This window comes from Micromonospora sp. NPDC003197 (genome assembly GCF_053590565.1).
Genome location: NZ_JBSFTE010000006.1, coordinates 106615 through 124608 on the forward strand (window position 1 = coordinate 106615; position 17994 = coordinate 124608).

Here is a 17994-nt window from a genome sequence, read left to right on the forward strand (position 1 = left end):
TGATGGACCGCACTGAACTCGCGGAGTTGGCCCTCGCCGAGGTCACCGCACTCGGACCAGCGTTCGCCGACGTCCGAGCCGTAGCCGAGGATTCGGAGTCGATCGACGTACGCGACGACCGGGTCGAACGGGCCACCCGGACCGCGAGCCGGGGAGTGGGCGTACGGGTACTCGTCGATGGTGCCTGGGGGTTCGCGGCGACGGCCGACGAGGATGGCGCGGCGGTACGACGTACCGCCCGGCTCGCCGTGGAGATCGCCCGGGCGAGTGGTCGGGTGTCGGGCGTGCCGGTCCGGTTGGACGACACCCCGCCTGCGCGCGGGACGTACACCACGCCGCACGCCGTGGACCCGCTGACGGTGCCGGTCGCGGAGAAGGCGGAATACCTGTTGCGGGCCACCGAGGCGGCCCGAGCGGTGGCCGGAGTGTCCTTCGTGGAGGCCACCACCGACGCCTGGCGACGGCACACCGTCTACCGCTCGACCGAGGGCGCCGCCGTGGCGCAGACCGTGCTACAGGTCGGCGGCGGCCTAACGGCGTTCGCCGTCGGTGGTGGTGAGGTCCAGCGTCGGTCGTACCCGACGTCGTTCCGAGGGCAGTTCGTCACCGGCGGCTGGGAGGAGGTGCTGGCGCTCGACCTGCCCGGGAACGCCGAGTCGACCGCCCGGGAGGCGGTCGCCCTGCTGGCCGCCCCCGACCTGCCGGCCGGTGCGGACACGACCATCGTGCTCGACTCGTCGCAGCTCGCGATGCAGATCCACGAGTCGATCGGGCATCCGCTGGAACTCGACCGGATTCTCGGCATGGAGCGCGCGTACGCCGGCGGGTCGTTCGTCCGCCCCGACGACCTTGGTCAACTTCGGTACGCCGCACCACTGGTCTCGGTCACCGCGGACGCCACCACTCGCACCGGGCTGGGCACCTTCGGGTACGACGACGAGGGGGTGCCGGCCGGTTCCGCCCCGATCATCGCCGACGGTCTGCTCGTCGGGTTCCTCACCAACCGGGAGACCGCCGCGTTGCTGGGCGGCACCTCGAACGGTACGGCCCGGGCTGACTCGTGGGGCAGTATCCCGCTCATCCGGATGAACAACGTCTCCCTGCACCCCGGGCCGGACGAGGGCGTGGACCGGGCCGCCATCGTGGCGGACACCCGGGCCGGTTTCCTGTTGAGCACCAACCGTTCCTGGTCGATAGACGACCAGCGGACCAACTTCCAGTTCGGGTGCGAGGCGGCGTACGAGATCTCCCACGGCCAACTCGGCCGGCTGTATCGCAACCCCACCTATGCCGGCCGGACCATCGACTTCTGGCGCTCCTGTGACGCCCTCGGTGGGGCCCGGGACTGGCGGATCTGGAGCGTACCGATCTGCGGCAAGGGGCAGCCGTCCCAGGTCGCCCGGGTGGCCCACGGGGCGCCGACCGGCCGGTTCCGCGCCACGGTGGGGGTGCGATGAGCCGCTACGGCGCCGAGCGCCTCTTCGACCTGGCCGCACCCGTCCTGAGGGTCGACGGAGCAGACGGGATCGAGGTGGTCCTCACCCGGGACCGCACCGCGTTGACCCGGTTCGCGGACAGCCGGATCCACCAGAACACCGACCGCTCGGACGGCCAGGCGCGGGTACGGGTGGTGCGCGACGGCCCAGGTGGGATACGGGTGGGGGTCGCGTCGACCAACCTGCTGACCCCGGACGGGCTACGCGAGGCGGCCCGGCAGGCAACGGCGATAGCCGAGGCCACCCGCCCGGACCCGTACTTCGGGGGGCTGGCGGCGGGCGGTCTGGCGTATCCGAAGGCGGGCCGGGACCACGACGGGACGGCCGACTGTCCACCGCAGCGCCGGGCGGACATCGTTCGTAGCCTCCTCAGTGGACTCTCCGTCGGCGTCGCCGGGGCGGGCGTGGTGGAGACCACCGGTAGCGAGGTGGCCGTGGTGAACAGCCACGGCGTGCGGGCGTACCACGTCGGCACCCGGGCGATGATCAACATGCTGGCCACCGGGGCGGACTCGGCCGGTTACGCCGAGGGGGTCGCCAGCGCGTTGGACGACCTGGACCCGGTCGTGCTGGCCCGTCGGGCGGACGACAAGGTACGGCTCGGTGCCCGGCCCCGCGAGGTGCCGCCGGGGAGCTATCCGGTCGTGCTCGAACCGGGGGCCACGGTAGTGCTGCTACACCGGCTGGCGCAGGCGTTCGCCGGGCGAACGGTACGCGACGGCAGCTCACCGCTGGCCGGGCGGGCGGGCCAGCGCGTCTGCGCACCGTCGGTGACCCTGGTGGACGATCCACTCTCCCCGCTGCTGCCCGGGTTACCATTCGACGCGGAGGGAGTACCGAGGCGGCGGACCACCCTGATCGAGCGCGGGGTGGCCGGGGAGCTGACCTACGACGCCGCGACCGCCCGGGCGGCCGGCACCACACCCACCGGGCACGCCCTACTGCCGCCGAACCCGCTCTCCGGCCAGCCCACGCACCTGGTCATGGACAGCGGCGACGCCGAACCGGCGGAGTTGGTCAGCGGCGTGGAACGCGGCCTCTACATCACCCGGTTCCACTACACGAACCTCGTGCACCCGATGCGTTCGACGGTGACCGGCACCACCCGGGACGGCACGTTCCTGATCGAGGACGGTCGGATCGTCGGCGGGGTCCGGAACCTGCGATTCACCCAGTCGGTGCTGGCCGCACTCGACGCCGTCGAGGCGGTCGGCCGGGATGGCGAGGTGGCCTACGAACGCTTCTTCGGGGACGCGTACGCCCCGTCGTTGCGGCTGTCGTCGTTCCAGTTCACGTCGACCTCGACGCACTGACCCCGGGCCGGCGCCGCCGGGCGGGCCGTCGACCGGCCCGTCCGACGGTGCCCAATCATCCAGCCGCCCGGCGGTGCTCGGTCAACCGGTCGGGTTCCGTTGGGCGATCACGTCGTCGACGTCCATCGCGAACCGGCCGACCACCCAGGCCACCGCCCGGCAGTTGCGGTCGAACTCGGCCCGGTTGACGCTGGCCACGGTGTCACAGGGCTGGTGGTAGCAGGGGTCGAACATCTCGCCGGCCTGCCCGCCGTACCGGGCCGCCTGCTCCGGGGACTTGGCCTGGTAGGTGCCGCCGTCCAGGCCGCCGATCGGGATACCGGCGTCGCGGAACGGCCAGTGGTCCGAGCCGATGCTGTTGATGTCGGCCGTCTCGTAGCCCAGGCCCCGGCTGGCGTAGTAGCCGGTCAGCACGGCCTCCACCACCCCGGAGCCGAGTGGCCCCGGACCGCTGCCGGTGCCGGGATGGTCGCTGTCGTCCCCGTCGACGATGAACCGGCCGAAGTTCGGCGAGGCGATCAGTTCGTAGTTCAGATAGAGAGTGATGGCCGTCCGCTGTTCGGGGGTGAGTTGCTGGAGGTAGTGGATCGATCCGACCTCGATCAGTTCCTCCGCACCCCACCAGGCGAACCGGACCTTGTTGCGCAGCTGTCGTTGCCGAGGTGCGAGCTGGAGAGCGGTCTCCAGCAGGGCCCCGGCCGCTGCGGCGTTGTCGTTGATCCCGGGGGTCTCGGTGGTGCTGTCCAGGTGTGCGCCAGCCATCACCACCCGGTCGGATCGGCCGCTCGTGGTCTCGGCGAGGATGTTCTCGGTCACCACCTCGGCCGGGTGCGCGCGCAGCTCCAACCGCAGCCGTACGGGCTGTTCGGCGCTGTCGGTCGCCAGCCGCTCGGCGTCCCGCTGGGAGACGTTGGCCAGCGGAATGCTGATCGCGGCCGGGTCGAACAGGTACGCCCGGTAGATGTTGTCCGGTCGTACGGTCCGGACGTAGAAGAGCATCGCCCGTGCACCGAGGGCCACCGCCACCCGCTGCTGGGCGACGAATCCGCAGGAGGTCTGCGGCGCGACGACGATCGCGCCGCTTACCGGCAGCCCGGCGTAGTCGGCGGCCTCGCAGCCGGGGGTCGGGTCCGGTAGACCGTTCTGGACGGTGGGGGTCAGTACGACCGGGGCCTCGATGCCCTCGGCCGGGGTGGTGGGCGACCAGCGCATCAGCAGCACCCGGGGGCCGGGGGTGTCCCGGTCCAGGCGTACCGCCCGCTCGGTGTCCACCCGGTGCTCCTGGTACGGCACGGCCTGCCGGGTCACCCGATAGCCGGCCTGGCGCAGGGTACGGACCAGGTAGTCGGCGGACTGGGCGAAGCCGGGCGTGCCCGAGGCGCGGTTGCCGCCGTGCGCGTCGGCCGCCCGTTGCCAGGCGGTCAGGTGGCGGAACGCCTGCTCCCCGGTCACCGTCTGTTCGAGCCGGTCGGCCAACCGGTACGGGTTTCCGGGTGGGTTCGACCCGGTGCCGGACGGAAGTGCCAGGGTGAGGGTGAGTGCGGCGGCGGTCAGGACGGTCAGCTTCACTGCGCATCCTCCTCCGGCCGGGTCGCGGTCCGGCCGTACTGTGCTGCTGCGGTCTGTCCTGACTGTGCCGCTGCGGGGTCGCCGGTCGCCGGGCCGGGAGCCCAGCCGGGGTCGCGGCCGGCGAACGCGGCGAGCTGGTCGGCGGCACTGACGTCCGCCGGAACGGGGTGGATCAGCGCGAACGGGGCATCGGTGCCCCGGGGGAGTGACCGTCCGCGCAGGATGTCCAGGCAGGATCGGCACAGGTCGGCGTCGAAGTCGGTGGCCTGCTTGGTCGCTCGGGCCAGGTCCCAGCCGTGTACCAGGAGTTCGATCACCCGGGTCTGGAGCAGGTGGGTGCCGGGTTCGGTGCCGATCGGGGTGGCGTGCTCCGCAGCCAGGGTGTCGTCGTCGGCGAAGATCTCGGTCAGCCGGGCCAGCGAGGACCGGAAGGCAGCGACGTGGTCGGTGCCGAGCAGAACCGTGTCCCGGTCCGGGACCGGTTGGCTGGTCACGATCGCGATGAACCGGTGGTTGCCGTTGACGACGTGGTTGAGCAGACCACCGACGTCCCAGTCCGGGCATGGTGTGGGGTGGGTGAACTGGTCGGGGCTGATGGCGGAGATGAGCCGGTCGGCCAGGGCACCGGCCCGGTGGTGCAGCCGTCGGGGGTCCTGCTCCGGGTCGGCGTCCGGCTGTGCGGAGGCGTGGGACATGGGTCCGCTCCCTTCCTATGACGTACGGCGGTTCCCGTTGACGGGGGCACGGGCGGCGACGTGCACGGTCGACGCGGCGAGGAGGAACGTGTCCGGCCGACGCAGCACCCCGTGCGCGCTGTCCGGGTCGAGTAGCCGGTCGAGCTGCCGACGGTCGTCGGAATCGAGCCGGTCGTCGAGCAGGTCGCGTTGGCGGGTGAGCATGGCGTGTACGTGGTCCCGGGTCGCCGTGTCCAGCGGGGCCGGCAGATCCACCAGGAACGTCCGGCTGGCGACCGGGGTGAGCCCAGCGACCGAGAGTAGCCCCGGCCAGTCCTCGGCGACCGCGACGCTGCCGGGTAGCGCGTCCCTACGGGCCGCGAACCAGTCCTCCATCAACGCGTCGAGCCGGGCCTGGAGACCAGGTCGGCCGGTGCCGGTGTCGCGAGGCAGGAACCGGGTGGGCAGTCCCCCTTCTGCCACCGCCAGCAGACCGCCCGGCTGTAGGGCGGTGGTGAGCCGGGAGAGGGCGGCCCGCTGGTCGCCGAAGTGGTGCACCACGCTGCTCGCCCAGATCAGGTCGGCTGCCGGTAGGTGGTCGCCGGAGTCGCCCAGATCGGCGCGGAGGGTGCCGACCCGGTCGGCGAGCCCGAGGCCGCGCGCCCGATCGGCGGCTCGGTCCAGCAGCTCGGGCTGGATGTCGACGGCGAGGATCCGGCTTGTGGGAAACGCCTCGGCCAGCAGGCAGGCCGTCACACCGGGGCCGCTGCCGACGTCCAGGATCAGTCCGGTCGGGCCGGCGCTCGCCACCAGTGTGGGTAGCCAGGCCGTCGCGAGTTCGTGCAACCAGCCTGCTGCCTGTCGCTGCCACGGACTGCGGATCTGGGCGAGCTGTTCGAGTTCCGCGGCCAGTGCGGACCAGTCGACCTGGTGCTTCTCCTGGTACGCGCCCACTCGCCGCTCCCTCAACCTACCGATGGAACTAGCAATGTCGATGTCTGTTCGGATAGAACGTACATGGTCGAAAGCCGACGTGTCGGCTCACCCGCCTACCCATCTGGAGGGCCGTGTCTGATGTCGATGTCCGAGTTGGTGGCCGAGCCGGCCGAATCGTCGTCGTTCGCGGCGACGGCGGATGCGATCACCCTTGACGCACTGCGCCGTAAGCGGGGTGCGAAGTGGACCGAGTCGCCACCGGACGCGATACCTGCCTGGGTGGCCGACTCGGATCTGCCGCTCGCCCCGGTGGTGACCGAGGCCATCCGGGCGGCGGTGGACCGGGGTGACCTTGGCTATCCCTACGAGGACGGCGCGCCGGTACGGGCCTGGGCGAGCTGGTGTGAACGCCGGTACGGCTGGACGCCGGACGTGGAACATGTCAGCCAGCACGGCAACGTCGTCTCGGCCTTGGCGGCCTGTATCGACCTGCTCACCGAGCCGGGCGAGCCGGTGGTGGTGCCGGTACCGGCGTACCCGCCGTTCCTGCTGGCCCCGGGGGACCTGGGGCGCACCACGGTCCCCGTCCCCCTGGTGTCTGACGGTTCGGGTCGGCCGACCTTCGATCTCGACGCCATCGCCGCCGCACTGCGTGCGGGGGCGCGGCTGGTGCTGCTCTGCTCACCGCACAACCCGACCGGGCGGTCCTGGTCGGTGGCAGAGCTGGAGCAGTTGGCCGAAGTGGTGCTGCGCCACGATGGTTGGCTGGTCAGCGACGAGATATTCGCCGACGTGACGCTGCCCGGTGCGCGGCACGTCCCCATGGCGTCCCTGGGGCGTGAGGTGGCTGCCCGGACCGTCACACTCGCTGCGGCGAGCAAGGCTTTCGGCATCGCCGGCTTGCGGTACGCGTTGGCCGCAGCACCCGATCCAGAACTGCATTCGGCGATTCGGCACCGCCGGCATGTGCGTGGCGCGACCCCCAGCGCGCTCGGTGCCATCGCGACCGAGGCGGCCTGGCGGGACGGGGATCGTTGGCTGGACGCGGCACTGGCGTACCTCGACGCCCGTCGGGCGGATCTGGCGACGGCGCTGCCCGACCTGGCCGGGGCACGCTGCACGCTGCCGGAAGCGACCTACCTGGCCTGGCTGGACCTGCGTGCGACGCCGTTCGCCATCGACCCGGCGGCGAAGCTGCTGGCCGCTGCCCGGGTGCACCTCTCCGAGGGGACGCCGTTCGGTACCGCCGGCTTCGCCCGGCTGAACCTCGCCCTACCCGGGCCGGTGTTGGGCGAGGCCCTGGGTCGGTTGACAGCCGCGTTCCGGTAGCCGTCCCGACTGGGCCGACGGCGATTCCCAGCCGGTTCGGCTCAGCCGACGGTCACTTCTAGCCAGATCGGCTCAGCCGACGGCGAGCTCGACCGGCAGGCTGGCCAGCCCTCGGAGCGTGGGGTTCGGCTCGCGTACGACGTTCCCGGCGATCCGGACCGTCGGGCCGGCAGCGGCCAGGGCGATGAACACCGCACGGGCCTCGGCGAAGGCGAGCGCGGCACCGAGGCAGGCGTGGCTGCCTCGGCCGAATCCGAAGTGCGGGTTCGGGTGCCGTGTCAGCACGAGTTCGTCGGGGTTCGGGAAGACCGTCGGGTCTCGGTGGGCCGAGCCGAAGAGCGCCACCACCCGGTCCCCGCGCCGGATCCGCCGGGTGCCCAGGCGGGTGTCGGTGGTGGCGACCCGTTCCTGGGCCTGGAACGGGGTGTCGAAGCGGAGCAGTTCGTGCAGGGCCGTGGTCTGGCTGCGCTCGGTGAGCCGGCCGAAGGTTGCCAGCGCCTCAGGTGTGCGCAGCAGGGCGTACGTGGCGTTGCCGACGAACCGCTGGCCGGTGTTGAGGCCGGCGAGCAGCACCGCCCGCAACGAGTTCATCAGCAGGTCGGTGCCGACCGTCGCCGTCGCGTCTCGGGATCGGAGGTAGCCGAGGATGCCACTGTCGGGCTGGTGCTCGTATGCCTGTCGGATCAGCTCGCTCAACCGGGCCCGCGCCGTCAGCCCGGGTTGCTCCGTCTCCGGCGCGACGCCCGCCATCATGCTCCGTACGACCGCCTGGGAGGCGTCCTGGAAGTCCTCCCGTTGGGACAGGTCACCGCCGAGGATCCGTGCGATCCCGTACGCGGTGAGCGGGATCGCCAGGTCGGTGACCAGGTCACCCCGGCCGTGGTGCAGCAGTTCCTTGACCGCCCGGTCAGCGAACTGGTGCAGGTCCCCGCGAAGGGCAGGGATCCCCTGGGCGCGGAAGGCATCGGCCAGCAGCCGGCGCACCGGCAGCTGGTCCGGTGGATCGAGGGTCTGCACGGTGATCGTCTGTGGTTCCGCCGGGATGCCCACCCGGCGGTAGTCGGCCGCGAAACTGGCGCTGTCCTCGATGACCCGCAGACAGTCGCCGTACCGGCTGACAACCCAGGACGTCAACTGCTCGTGCCAGTGCACGGGATCGTCGGTCCGCATCCGGTGATACGTCGGGTAGGGGTCCTCGATGAATTGCGGGGAGAGCGGGTCGAAGAGTTCTTCGGGCGTGGCGGCCAGAGCGCGGCTGTCGGGACTGTTTGTGACCATCGGGGCTCCCCGCAATTGTCGAGTGAATTCAAAATGGTTTATCGGGATAATTCCGGGGCGTCCAGTGTGTGTCTTGTTAATTGTTGTCGACGTGCTGCGTGCTGCTGGCGCGTGTGTCAACCCTAGGAGGCGCTCGTGGGTTTGGCGAGCCTGAAGGGAAGGGAAATCCATTGAAGATCTTCAAAGTTTGCGAGAAGGTAAATAGCTCGTTAACTAGTTTAAAAGGGGGCAAAAATACGGGCGTTAGGGTCGCACCTCTGGTCTCGTTGTGGCACTGTCTCGACAAAGAGGCGAAACGGAATTGGCTGGGTTCGCCTCGCGTCATGCTGGACGGAGGGGGATTGTCGTGCGCCACTACTACTGATTCGACAAGGTGACTGCATCGTCGTCGGTGAATGCGCCATCGATCTGGCCCTGATGGCTGTGATGGTGATTCGCCAACGAACTCGAACGGGAAGGGGGCGTTTCCCATGCGGCACTACTACTGATCTGACCTGTCGCGCCGCCGCCGTCGGTGAAACGCCGACGCGCGGCGGCGCCCCCTCGCCAATGTCAGCCCCAGACAGGAAGGAACGGCCAGATGCCCCGGCCCCCCTTGTTTCCCGCGACCCTTGCCGGCGAGGCGTCCGCCGTACGCCTCGCGATGGAGTTCGACGCCGAGCCGCTGGCGGCGGAGTTGCGGTCTCTGGAACAGCAGCCCTGGCGACACCAGCGGCCGTACTCCGCGGGACAGGTGGGAAAGCCGATCGCCCAGGGCTGGACCTGCTTTCCGCTGCACAGCCCCGGTGGTCTGCTGGAACGCACCGATCCGGGCGGTCCGGCGTTGGTGCCGTTCGCCGACACCCCGGCGCTGTCGGCGTTACCGGCGATGGCGAAGGTGCTGCGGGAACTGCCCTGTGAGCTGCGTAGCGCCCGCCTGCTCGCGCTCGACGCGGGAGCGGAACTGGCCGAGCACCGCGACGAGTTCATCGGATTCGGCTACGGCCAGCTACGCCTGCACATTCCGATCGTCACCAACCCGGGTGCCCGGTTGTTCATCGAAGGCTATGAGCACAACTGGAAGTCGGGTGAGTTGTGGTACGCCAACTTCGCCCTGCCACACTTCCTGCGTAACGACGGTGCCGAGCGACGGGTGCACCTGGTGGTCGACTGCATGCTGAACGACGCCCTGCTCGCCCTCTTCCCCGACTGGTTTCGGGAACGGGTGAATGCCCTGGACTACGTCAGCAACCAGCCACGAACGGCGCCGGCCCCACTGCCGGCATTGCCGGAGTTTCTGCTACCGGCACCGTTGGACACCGATCTGCTCGCGCACCTGCCCGAGACCGGCCACGACAACGGAACCGGCCACGACGGCGGTCCCCAACCGACAGTCGGGGTAACGGACTCGACCGGAGAGCCGGTCGGCCGGGTGCCAGCGTGGTTGGAGCGGAAGCCGGAGGGGCTCGTCCTACGGACGGCTGGCGGTGCGCAGGCCGCGCTGGTGCCGATCGGGGCGTACGAGTATCGCTTCGAGGGCTGGACCGACGAACGGACCATCGACCTCGGGCAGCTGCCCGACCGGGTGGTGCTGCACGACCGGCGGAACTGGTGGCACCGGACCTGGAGCTGCCCGGTGCGCTGCACCGCCTGACCAGCCGCTGATCGGGTCAGCCGATCGGGCGCTTCAGGTGGTAGCGGTGCACCTCGGTGGTGCCCTGGAGGTTGTTGACATCCTCCTGGGCCGACACCAGCTCCCAACCCTCGGCGCCAACCCGGTTCAGGTGGGCGATCGCGGTGTCGCCGTAGTCGGAGACGTCCCGTCTGGTCCCATCCGGGCCGTACCAGTAGTAGGACAGTCCCCACCCCTGTCCCTGAGCGTGCCGACGCCGGACCAGCAATGCGTACTCCCACTTAACCATTGGTCCATTATGGCGGTAGCTGACTGGTTACCGGAACACACTGTTGGCGTTGCCGGCTGGTTGGCTCGGCGCGACCGGGACGGTGAACAACGGGATGAAGACCTGGGCCAGCGGGCCGATGGCAAGGGCGTACGCCACCGTGCCGATGCCCACGGTGCCACCGAGTAGCCAGCCCGCCGCCAGTACGGTCAGCTCGATGACGGACCGCACCAGCCGGATGGATCGCCCCGGCCGTCGGGCAACGTAGCCGGTCATCAGTCCGTCTCGGGGGCCGGGGCCGAGCCGTGCACCGAGGTAGAGACCGGTGGCCATTCCGTTCAGCACGATGCCGGCGGTCAGGAAGCCGATCCGGGCCGCGATCGATGTCACGGTGGGTAGTAGGGCCAGGGCGCCGTCGACGGCCAGGCCGACGACCAGCACGTTGCTGACCGTGCCGATCCCGGGACGTTGCCGCAGCGGGATCCACAGCAGCAGTACGAGTGCCCCCACGGCGATGGTGGTCGTGCCTATCGACAGCCCGGTCCGGTGGGCCACTCCCTGGTGGAACACGTCCCAGGGGTTGAGGCCGAGGGTCGATTCGATCGTCAGCGCCATGCTGGTTCCGTAGAGCAGCAGCCCGAGATAGAGCTGCCCGAGGCGGCGGGTCAGGCGTTGATTGCCAACTGTGGTCACACGTGCCACTCTAAAAGCCAATCGACCTCTTGAAAGAGCCAATTTTGGGAGCGTGGCATGACATCCCTGGTTCGCGGGCCACAATTGGCTCGTCTTCTCGGGCAGTGGCATGCCCTGCCCGGGCGGCGGCGGAACCCGGACTACCAGGCGCTCGCCGATGCCGTACGCGGACTGCTCGCCGACGGGCGGCTGTCGCTGGGCGTACGGCTGCCGGCCGAGCGCGAACTCGCCGAGGCGCTGGGCGTCAGTCGGACCACCGTCAGCGCCGCGTACCGGGAGCTTCGGGACAGTGGCCACCTGCACAGCCGGCGCGGCGCGGGCAGCTGGACCAGACTGCCTGGCGGCCATCGCGTGGCCAGCTCTGGCCTGTGGACCCCGCAGGACGAACTCGACATGATCGATCTCGGTTACGCGTCGTTGGCCGCTCCCGCCGAGCTCCTGCCCGCTGCCCGGGCGGCCGCCGAGGACCTGCCGCGTTACCTGGGCGGGGCCGGCTACCACCCGATCGGGATCGCCGAACTGCGCGAGGCGGTCGCCCAGTCGTACACCGACCGTGGTGTGGCCACCAGCCCCGAGCAGATCATGGTCACCAACGGCACCCAGCACGCCTTCGATCTGGTGGTGCGGGTGCTCCTTCCACCCGGCGGCAGCGTCCTGGTCGAATCGCCGACCTACCACAACGCGTTGGCCGCACTCGCCGCCCGCAGGGCGCGCATCGCCACCCACGGGCTGCTCATCGACGGTACGGGGTGGGACGCCGAACTGCTGCTGGCCAGCCTGCGGCAGACTCGCCCCCGGCTGGCCTACCTGATTCCGGAGTTCCAGAACCCCAGCGGTCACCTGATGTCGGCCCCGCTGCGCGAGCAGTTGGTCGCCACCGCCCATGCCACCGGCACTGATCTGGTCATCGACGAGTCCTTCGTCGAACTGGCACTGGATGGCACCGTCGTACCACCGCCGGTGGCCGCCTTCGATCGGCACTCCCGGGTCATCTCCATTGGCGGAATGAGCAAGCCCTACTGGGGTGGCCTGCGGATCGGCTGGATCCGCGCCTCCGCGCCCCAGGTGCAGCGGCTGGCCGCCGCTCGGGTCGGTGTCGACATGGCCAGTCCGGTGCTCGAACAGTTGCTCGCCGTGCATCTGCTCGCCGACGCCGAGCCGATCGTGGCGGCCCGCCGGGCGCAACTGGCGATCCAGCGGGACGCGCTCCTGGCGGCCCTGGCCGAGCTGCTGCCGGAGTGGCGGGTACGGACACCCAGCGGTGGGGTGATTCTCTGGGCGGAGTTGGACGGGCCGATCTCCAGCGCTCTGGCTCGGGCCGCCGAGGAGGTGGGCGTACGCCTTGCGCCCGGCCCCCGGTTTGGCCTGGACGGGACGCTCGAACGGTTCCTCCGGTTGCCCTTCACCCTGCCCGTCGACGACCTGGTCGACGCGGTACGGCGCATCGCGGCGGTCCGTTACGGTCTCGACCACGCCCCGCGCCCACAGTGGATGAACCCAGCGGCGATCGCCTGACGATGTGCGGGCCCTGCCCCGACGATTATTCATCCGTTTCCCGGACTATGTGCCAGAAGCTGACTATCGCCGTCTCGCTGGTTGACACAATCCCCAGGTGGGGGATCAGGGGCCGCGCTGGTCGCGCCGGATCCAGCCCGGTGCGCCCGGATCACGGGTAACCCGGCTGGAACTCTTCTACGATCTGGTCTTCGTCTTCGCGTTCCTCAACGTCACCGCGCTCACCTCCGAGGAGATGACCGCAGCTGCCCTGGCGAGCGGTCTGGTGGTGCTGGCCCTGCTCTGGTGGTGCTGGACGGGGTTCGCCACCGTCGGCAACGCGGTCCGGGTCGACCAGGGGCTGATTCCGCTGGTGGGGCTGGCCACCACGGCTGCCATCCTGGTGCTGGGGTTGAGCATTCCGGAGGCCTTCGTCGACGAGCCGGGCGGGCTGCCCGGCCCGCTGGTCTTCGCATCCTGCTACTTCCTGGTCCGGACCCTGCAGGTGCTGGTCTTCTGGTCGGTCGTCCGGTCCGTGCCCGCACTGCGTCGACGTTGGCTGCTGCTCGCTTATCCGGTGTGGATAAGCACCACGCTGATCTTGGTCGCCGCGCTGGTGCCACAACGCTTCTTCGACGGCACCGCCGAGGCCGGTGTGCGGCTCAGCCTGTGGGTGGTGGCGCTACTCGTCGAGTACGGGGGAGGGGCCGCGGTACGGACCGCCGGCTGGACGCTGGTGTCGGCGGGGCACTGGTCGGAGCGGCACGCGTTGATCGTGCTGGTCGCGTTGGGCGAGTCGGTCATTTCGCTCGGCACCGGGCCGAATTTACGGCCAGGATTGCCCCTGACCTGGGAGGTCCTGGTGGCGACGGTGCTCGGGGTGGCGGTGATCGCGGCGCTGTGGTGGGCGTACTTCGACACCCTCGCGCTCGCGGTCGAGCAGCGTCTGCATCAGATGCCCGGGCCGGATCGGGTGTCACTGGCCCGGGACGCCTACACCTATCTGCATTTTCCGCTCATCGCCGGGATCATCATGTTTGCTCTTGGGCTCAAGCGGATCCTCGCCGAGATCGCCGATCCCGCGCCGTCGGACTGGGCGGACAAGGTCGACCCGGCCGACCTCTACGTGCTCTATGGCGGGGTGATTCTTTACGAGTTCGCGTTGAACGCCATCTCGCTGCGGGCGTTTCGCACCATTCGGCTCTCCCCGGCGGGGGCGGCCACCCTGCTGCTGCTGTTGACCCCACTGGCCGTACGGATGCCGGCGCTCATCGCGCTGGGGCTGTTGGCGATCGTCTCGGTCAGCCTGGTGACGGTGAAGGTTCTCCGGCCGGCCCAGTCCCGCCGCGAGGTGCGGGAGGCGGCACTGGGGGAACAGATCGCGTTGGAGGCGGAGGAGACGCAGTGGCGGGCCCGGCATCGGCGCGAGTGAACCGGGACCGGCGGTCGCCGCCCCGCTGAGCGGGCCACGACCGCCGGTCCTCTCGGCGTCAGATCTTGGCGACCGTGCCGTCGTACATGCTGTCGATCTCGCTGGCGAAGTTGGTCTCCACCACCCGACGCTTGATCTTCAAGGACGGCGTCATTTCGCCGTCCTCGATGGTCAGGTCGCGGGGCAGGATGGTGACCTTCTTGATGGTCTCCCAGCGGTTGAGCCTGGCGTTGAGCTCTTCGACGGAGCTCTCCACCATCGCCCGTGCCTCGGCCGAGGCGGCGATCTCGGCGTACCCCTTGTCGGCCAACGGGCCCCCGGCGGCCCACGTCATGATCGCCTCGGGGTCGAGGGTGACCAGCATGGTGCAGTAGTTGCGGGCCTGGCCGATCACCATTGCCTGGGAGACGTACGGGCAGATCGCCTTGAACATGCCCTCGATGTGCGAGGGGGCGACGTACTTGCCACCCGAGGTCTTGACCAGGTCCTTCTTCCGGTCGGTGATCTTCAGGTAGCCGTCGGCGTCGAGCTCGCCGATGTCGCCGGTACGGAAGAAACCGTCCTCGGTAAACGCGGCGGCGGTGTCCTCCGGCAGGTTGTGGTAGCCCCGCATCACCGGGGCACCGCGCAGCAGCACCTCGCCGTCGGTGTCGATCCGGCACTCCAGGTCACCCAGCGCTTGGCCGACCGTGCCGATCCGGAGCGCGCCCGGCCGGTTGACGAAGTTGCCGGCGCTGCTCTCGGTCAGGCCGTAGCCCTCGGAGATCGGCAGGTTGGCTGCGGCGAAGAAGGTGGCGATGTCCTTGCTCAGCGGGGCGGATCCGGAGACCATCACCCGGATACGTCCGCCCAGCTTTGTCTGGATCTTGCTGAAGACCAGCTTCTCGGCCAGCCCGTAGCGCAACCGCAGGCCACCCGGGATCGGCGTACCGGCCTCCTCCAGGGCCACCTTCTCCTTGCCGGTCCGTAGCGCCCAGCTGAAGATCTTGGCCTTCAGGCCACCGCCCGTCAGCGCCGTGGTGACCGACTTGTTGTAGACCTTCTCGAAGATCCGAGGAGCGCCGCACATCAACGTCGGTTTGATGACCGCGAGCATCTCGACCAGCTTGTCGATGCGCCCGTCGACATAGGTGGGCAGGCCGACGTGGATCACGCCGCAGAGCAGCGTCTTACCGAAGGAGTGCGACAGCGGCAGCCACAGGTATTGCAGGTCCTCCGGTCGGAGGAGACCGAGTTCGGCCTGGGCGACGCCCTCCCAGCACCAGCCGGCGTGCAGCAGCTCGACGCCCTTGGGGCGGCCGGTCGTACCGGAGGTGTAGATCAGGGTGGCGATGTGGTCGGGCTTGATCTCCGCCACGATCCGGTCGATCAGGTCGGGGTCACCGGCCAGGGCCTCGGTGCCGCGTTGCTCCAGTTCGGCGAGGGTGAGCTGGGGCGGGCTGGCCGCCGGGTCCGCCGTACCATCGATCAGGACGACGTGGGTCAGCGCGGGCAGGTCGGCACCGGTGACCTTGTTGGCCTGGGCGGCGTTCTCCGCGATCAGGACCCGGGAACCCGAGTCGGCCAGGATGTAGTTCGTGCCCTCCGGCTCGGTGGTCGGATAGATGGTGGTGGTTGCCCCACCGGCGCACATGATGCCGAGGTCGGCGATGACCCATTCGAGCCGGGTGTTGGCCAGGATCGCCACCCGGTCCTCCGTACCGACACCCAGGGTGTTCAGGCCGGCGGCGATCGCCGTGGCCCGCTGGCCGACCTGCCGCCAGGTCAACCAGACCGGACCGGAGTCGTCGGGTGCGGGATGGCCAAAGGCGTCGCCATCGGGAGAGGCCGCAACCCGTTTCAGGAACATGTCAGGAATGGAACGGTAAGGAACTTCGAGAGTCATCGCTTGGTCCGCCTTCAGGGGGTGCGCGTGACCGGCGTCACGTGAACTTGCGGTTACCGAAGAGTATTGCCTGCGGTATGACCTCGGCTAGTCCTCGATTGGACAGGTTCCCGTGCTGCTCCGCCCTGGTCGGGTGCGTTGACGGCGGCGTGGTCGAGTGCGTTGATGGCGGCCCGGTCGGCGGTCAGTGGTAGCGACTCGCGCCCATCGACCAGTCGTAGGTGCCCCGGATCCAGCAGCGGCGGGCGGCGGCGAACCGGAACACCTCGGGGTCAGCGCCGGCCAGCACCTCCGCCTCCAACTGGAGGTACGTCGTGAGGCCGCTGTTGAAACGGTCGATCGTGGCGGCCAGAGCGGATCGCTCGTCCTGGCCGGTCTCCCGGGCGATCGCGTTGGTCAGGTTGTGACCGGTCGATTCGAGTCGCCGCTCCTTGTCGTAGGAGAACGCGTCGTTGCACCAGCAGACCAGGTCTGCGGCGAGCGCGTCCAGAGCGGAAAGTGCCGGGTCGGTGAGTCGCTCGACGGCGGGCAGCGCGCCGTGTGCGATGTCGGTCAGGGTGAAACTGGGGTAGACGGCTCCGGTGTGTCGCCGCATCTGCACGTACTCGGCCACCGCCGGCACCCGCTGATGTTGCCGGTTGGCTGCCTCCCAGAGCAGGGCCAGCAGGTAGTCGCGCAGTTGCCGGGTGAAGCGCAGCAGCAACCTCGGGTGGCCGAGTCGCCGTACCCGCTGGCAGAGGTCGTGCAGTGCCGTCCCGGCCGGTCCAGCGGTGGCCAGCAGACCGGGTGGGGCATCGCCGCCGAGTTGGTCGAGCACGTCGAGCAGGCGGGCGACAGCCGGCGACAGTTGGGTGGGGTCCGCGCCCAGCCCATCGTCGTCACAGCTGTCGTCGAAGGCGAAGAGCCAGTTGACGAGGTCGGTGAGCAACGCGAGCTGCTCCGGCTCGGCGTCGGGGCAGGCCCGCCCGGCCAGGTCGGCGGCGTTCGCCCGGCCGAGCCGGGTCGTCGCGTCCGAGCTGGTCACCAGGCCGAACTCGGCTGCCCATCGGGCGGACCGGGCGCCGACCTCGACGGCGTGCGGATTGACCTGCGGCACGAACGGTGGCCCGATGAGTGTCGTGGCGACGAGCGTACGCATGGCGCCTCCTCTCGCCTAGGGACATTCACATAGGTCAGACGTCCACTTTGAACTGTTGGTGAACCCTAGCCGGTACAACGAAGAATCGGCATGGTTGTCCCACCCGGGCGGGATCGCACAGCCATTGGGTGACGGGTCGAGCGGGGGCGAACCGTTGGCGGCTACTCAGACCCCGAAGCGAGCGGTACGCAGCCGGTCGGTCAGCGCGGTCGGTCCGACCAACTGCACCCGAGCCACCCGCTGCCGGCCGAACAGGAAGAGCGCCAGTTCACCGGGAGGGCCGACCAGTCGTACCGGCTCGCCACCCGCGCCGGTCGACAACTCACCCTGACCCGGCGCCTGGACGAGCACGCTCGCCGGGAACCGGCGCAGGTTGAGGCGGGCCAGTGGTGATGTCCGCTTCCACAACGCGGCCGTCAGGCCGGGCGGTAGGTCGCGTGGCTGCCACTGCGGCTGGGCCCGGCGGAGGTCCTCATGGTGGATGAAGAACTCCATGAGGTTGGTGAGTTCATCGAGGAGCGGGTTGCTCACCGGGCTCCACCACGGTGGGCGACGGATCTGGCCGACGAGCTGCGCGAAGGGGCGCCCGGCCACCGCCCGCTGGACCCGTTCGGTGCGTCCCCGCAGCGGCTTGAGCAGGATGCCGCCGGCGGCGTCCGGCCGGCGTTCCCGGACCACCAGGTGCGCCGCGAGATCCCGGGCCAGCCAGCCCTCGTTGATGGTGGGGGCGTCCGGTCCGAGGGTGAGCAGAAGGGTGGCGAGTGACTGGCGTTCCGACTGCGCGTACCTCGGCATGTCTCCGATGGTAGGCCGAGCAGCACCCTGTGACCACGCCGACATAATCGATACGCAGTCGTCATCGGTGCCTGGTTCGGTA

15 protein-coding genes are annotated in these 17994 nt (G+C 69.8%); 6 read left to right on the forward strand and 9 right to left on the reverse strand.

The genetic code is table 11. The annotated features are described in order from the left end of the window. Positions 1 to 2 precede the first annotated feature (2 nt). Entirely contained in the window at positions 3 to 1457 is a 1455-nt protein-coding gene (locus tag ACWDV4_RS08870) for a TldD/PmbA family protein (protein WP_449976020.1), read from the forward strand. Then, positions 1454 to 2809 (forward strand): TldD/PmbA family protein, encoded by a 1356-nt coding sequence (locus ACWDV4_RS08875; protein WP_449976021.1) that lies wholly within the window; start codon positions 1454 to 1456, stop codon positions 2807 to 2809. The genes ACWDV4_RS08870 and ACWDV4_RS08875 overlap by 4 nt, the downstream gene beginning before the upstream one ends. Before the next feature lie 81 nt (positions 2810 to 2890). Here ACWDV4_RS08875 and ACWDV4_RS08880 read toward each other — a convergent pair whose 3' ends face one another. Genes ACWDV4_RS08880 through ACWDV4_RS08890 form a run of 3 tightly spaced genes read right to left on the reverse strand, consistent with a single transcriptional unit; the run spans position 2891 to position 6021 of the window. Next, positions 2891 to 4378, reverse strand: a complete 1488-nt coding sequence (locus ACWDV4_RS08880) for a M28 family peptidase (protein ID WP_449976022.1) — start codon at positions 4376 to 4378, stop codon at positions 2891 to 2893. Beyond that, the gene (locus ACWDV4_RS08885; RefSeq protein ID WP_449976023.1) at positions 4375 to 5073 is read right to left on the reverse strand and encodes a TIGR03086 family metal-binding protein; all 699 of its coding nucleotides are present in this window, start codon (positions 5071 to 5073) and stop codon (positions 4375 to 4377) included. Before ACWDV4_RS08885 ends, ACWDV4_RS08880 begins: the two co-directional genes overlap by 4 nt. 15 nt (positions 5074 to 5088) lie before the next feature. Then, positions 5089 to 6021, reverse strand: coding sequence for a class I SAM-dependent methyltransferase (locus tag ACWDV4_RS08890; protein WP_449976024.1), 933 nt, complete (start codon positions 6019 to 6021; stop codon positions 5089 to 5091). A gap of 105 nt (positions 6022 to 6126) precedes the next feature. Between ACWDV4_RS08890 and ACWDV4_RS08895 the strand changes: the two genes are divergently transcribed. Next, the gene (locus ACWDV4_RS08895) at positions 6127 to 7317 is read left to right on the forward strand and encodes a MalY/PatB family protein (RefSeq protein WP_449976025.1); all 1191 of its coding nucleotides are present in this window, start codon (positions 6127 to 6129) and stop codon (positions 7315 to 7317) included. A gap of 72 nt (positions 7318 to 7389) precedes the next feature. Here the strand turns inward: ACWDV4_RS08895 and ACWDV4_RS08900 are convergent, their stop codons facing one another. Further along, the gene (locus tag ACWDV4_RS08900; RefSeq protein WP_449976026.1) at positions 7390 to 8595 is read right to left on the reverse strand and encodes a cytochrome P450; all 1206 of its coding nucleotides are present in this window, start codon (positions 8593 to 8595) and stop codon (positions 7390 to 7392) included. A gap of 580 nt (positions 8596 to 9175) precedes the next feature. Here ACWDV4_RS08900 and ACWDV4_RS08905 point away from each other — a divergent pair. After that, a complete protein-coding gene (locus ACWDV4_RS08905) occupies positions 9176 to 10228 on the forward strand; it encodes an aspartyl/asparaginyl beta-hydroxylase domain-containing protein (protein WP_449976028.1) in 1053 nt (350 codons plus the stop codon). A gap of 16 nt (positions 10229 to 10244) precedes the next feature. Here the strand turns inward: ACWDV4_RS08905 and ACWDV4_RS08910 are convergent, their stop codons facing one another. Continuing rightward, on the reverse strand, positions 10245 to 10496 hold the full coding sequence (locus tag ACWDV4_RS08910) for a hypothetical protein (protein ID WP_449976030.1): 252 nt from the start codon (positions 10494 to 10496) through the stop codon (positions 10245 to 10247). Between the two features lie 27 nt (positions 10497 to 10523). After that, positions 10524 to 11168 (reverse strand): membrane protein YczE, encoded by a 645-nt coding sequence (gene yczE, locus ACWDV4_RS08915; protein WP_449976031.1) that lies wholly within the window; start codon positions 11166 to 11168, stop codon positions 10524 to 10526. Between the two features lie 57 nt (positions 11169 to 11225). Between yczE and yczR the strand changes: the two genes are divergently transcribed. Both yczR and ACWDV4_RS08925 read left to right on the forward strand, forming a co-directional pair. Continuing rightward, the gene (gene yczR, locus ACWDV4_RS08920) at positions 11226 to 12683 is read left to right on the forward strand and encodes a MocR-like transcription factor YczR (protein WP_449976033.1); all 1458 of its coding nucleotides are present in this window, start codon (positions 11226 to 11228) and stop codon (positions 12681 to 12683) included. Positions 12684 to 12780: 97 nt separating this feature from the next. Further along, positions 12781 to 14094 carry a low temperature requirement protein A gene (locus ACWDV4_RS08925; protein ID WP_449976034.1) on the forward strand — a complete coding sequence of 438 codons (1314 nt, stop codon included), beginning with the start codon at positions 12781 to 12783 and terminating at the stop codon, positions 14092 to 14094. Between the two features lie 58 nt (positions 14095 to 14152). Here ACWDV4_RS08925 and ACWDV4_RS08930 read toward each other — a convergent pair whose 3' ends face one another. The 3 genes from ACWDV4_RS08930 to ACWDV4_RS08940 form a co-directional block, all read right to left on the reverse strand. After that, complete coding sequence (locus tag ACWDV4_RS08930) at positions 14153 to 15979, reverse strand: AMP-dependent synthetase/ligase (RefSeq protein WP_449976036.1); 1827 nt, start codon at positions 15977 to 15979, stop codon at positions 14153 to 14155. A gap of 184 nt (positions 15980 to 16163) precedes the next feature. Next, positions 16164 to 17117 carry a terpene synthase family protein gene (locus ACWDV4_RS08935; protein WP_449976038.1) on the reverse strand — a complete coding sequence of 318 codons (954 nt, stop codon included), beginning with the start codon at positions 17115 to 17117 and terminating at the stop codon, positions 16164 to 16166. Between the two features lie 165 nt (positions 17118 to 17282). Further along, a complete protein-coding gene (locus ACWDV4_RS08940) occupies positions 17283 to 17912 on the reverse strand; it encodes a TIGR03085 family metal-binding protein (protein WP_449976040.1) in 630 nt (209 codons plus the stop codon). Positions 17913 to 17994 lie beyond the last annotated feature (82 nt).

Excerpts from the sequence above, each read along its gene's own strand:
- ACWDV4_RS08870 (WP_449976020.1), top strand. The coding sequence starts at position 3 with ATGGACCGCACTGAACTCGCGGAGTTGGCCCTCGCCGAGGTCACCGCA.
- ACWDV4_RS08875 (WP_449976021.1), top strand. The coding sequence starts at position 1,454 with ATGAGCCGCTACGGCGCCGAGCGCCTCTTCGACCTGGCCGCACCCGTC.
- ACWDV4_RS08885 (WP_449976023.1), bottom strand. The coding sequence starts at position 5,073 with ATGTCCCACGCCTCCGCACAGCCGGACGCCGACCCGGAGCAGGACCCC.
- ACWDV4_RS08895 (WP_449976025.1), top strand. The coding sequence starts at position 6,127 with ATGTCGATGTCCGAGTTGGTGGCCGAGCCGGCCGAATCGTCGTCGTTC.
- ACWDV4_RS08900 (WP_449976026.1), bottom strand. The coding sequence starts at position 8,595 with ATGGTCACAAACAGTCCCGACAGCCGCGCTCTGGCCGCCACGCCCGAA.
- ACWDV4_RS08905 (WP_449976028.1), top strand. The coding sequence starts at position 9,176 with ATGCCCCGGCCCCCCTTGTTTCCCGCGACCCTTGCCGGCGAGGCGTCC.
- ACWDV4_RS08910 (WP_449976030.1), bottom strand. The coding sequence starts at position 10,496 with ATGGTTAAGTGGGAGTACGCATTGCTGGTCCGGCGTCGGCACGCTCAG.
- yczR (WP_449976033.1), top strand. The coding sequence starts at position 11,226 with ATGACATCCCTGGTTCGCGGGCCACAATTGGCTCGTCTTCTCGGGCAG.
- ACWDV4_RS08930 (WP_449976036.1), bottom strand. The coding sequence starts at position 15,979 with ATGACTCTCGAAGTTCCTTACCGTTCCATTCCTGACATGTTCCTGAAA.
- ACWDV4_RS08935 (WP_449976038.1), bottom strand. The coding sequence starts at position 17,117 with ATGCGTACGCTCGTCGCCACGACACTCATCGGGCCACCGTTCGTGCCG.
- ACWDV4_RS08940 (WP_449976040.1), bottom strand. The coding sequence starts at position 17,912 with ATGCCGAGGTACGCGCAGTCGGAACGCCAGTCACTCGCCACCCTTCTG.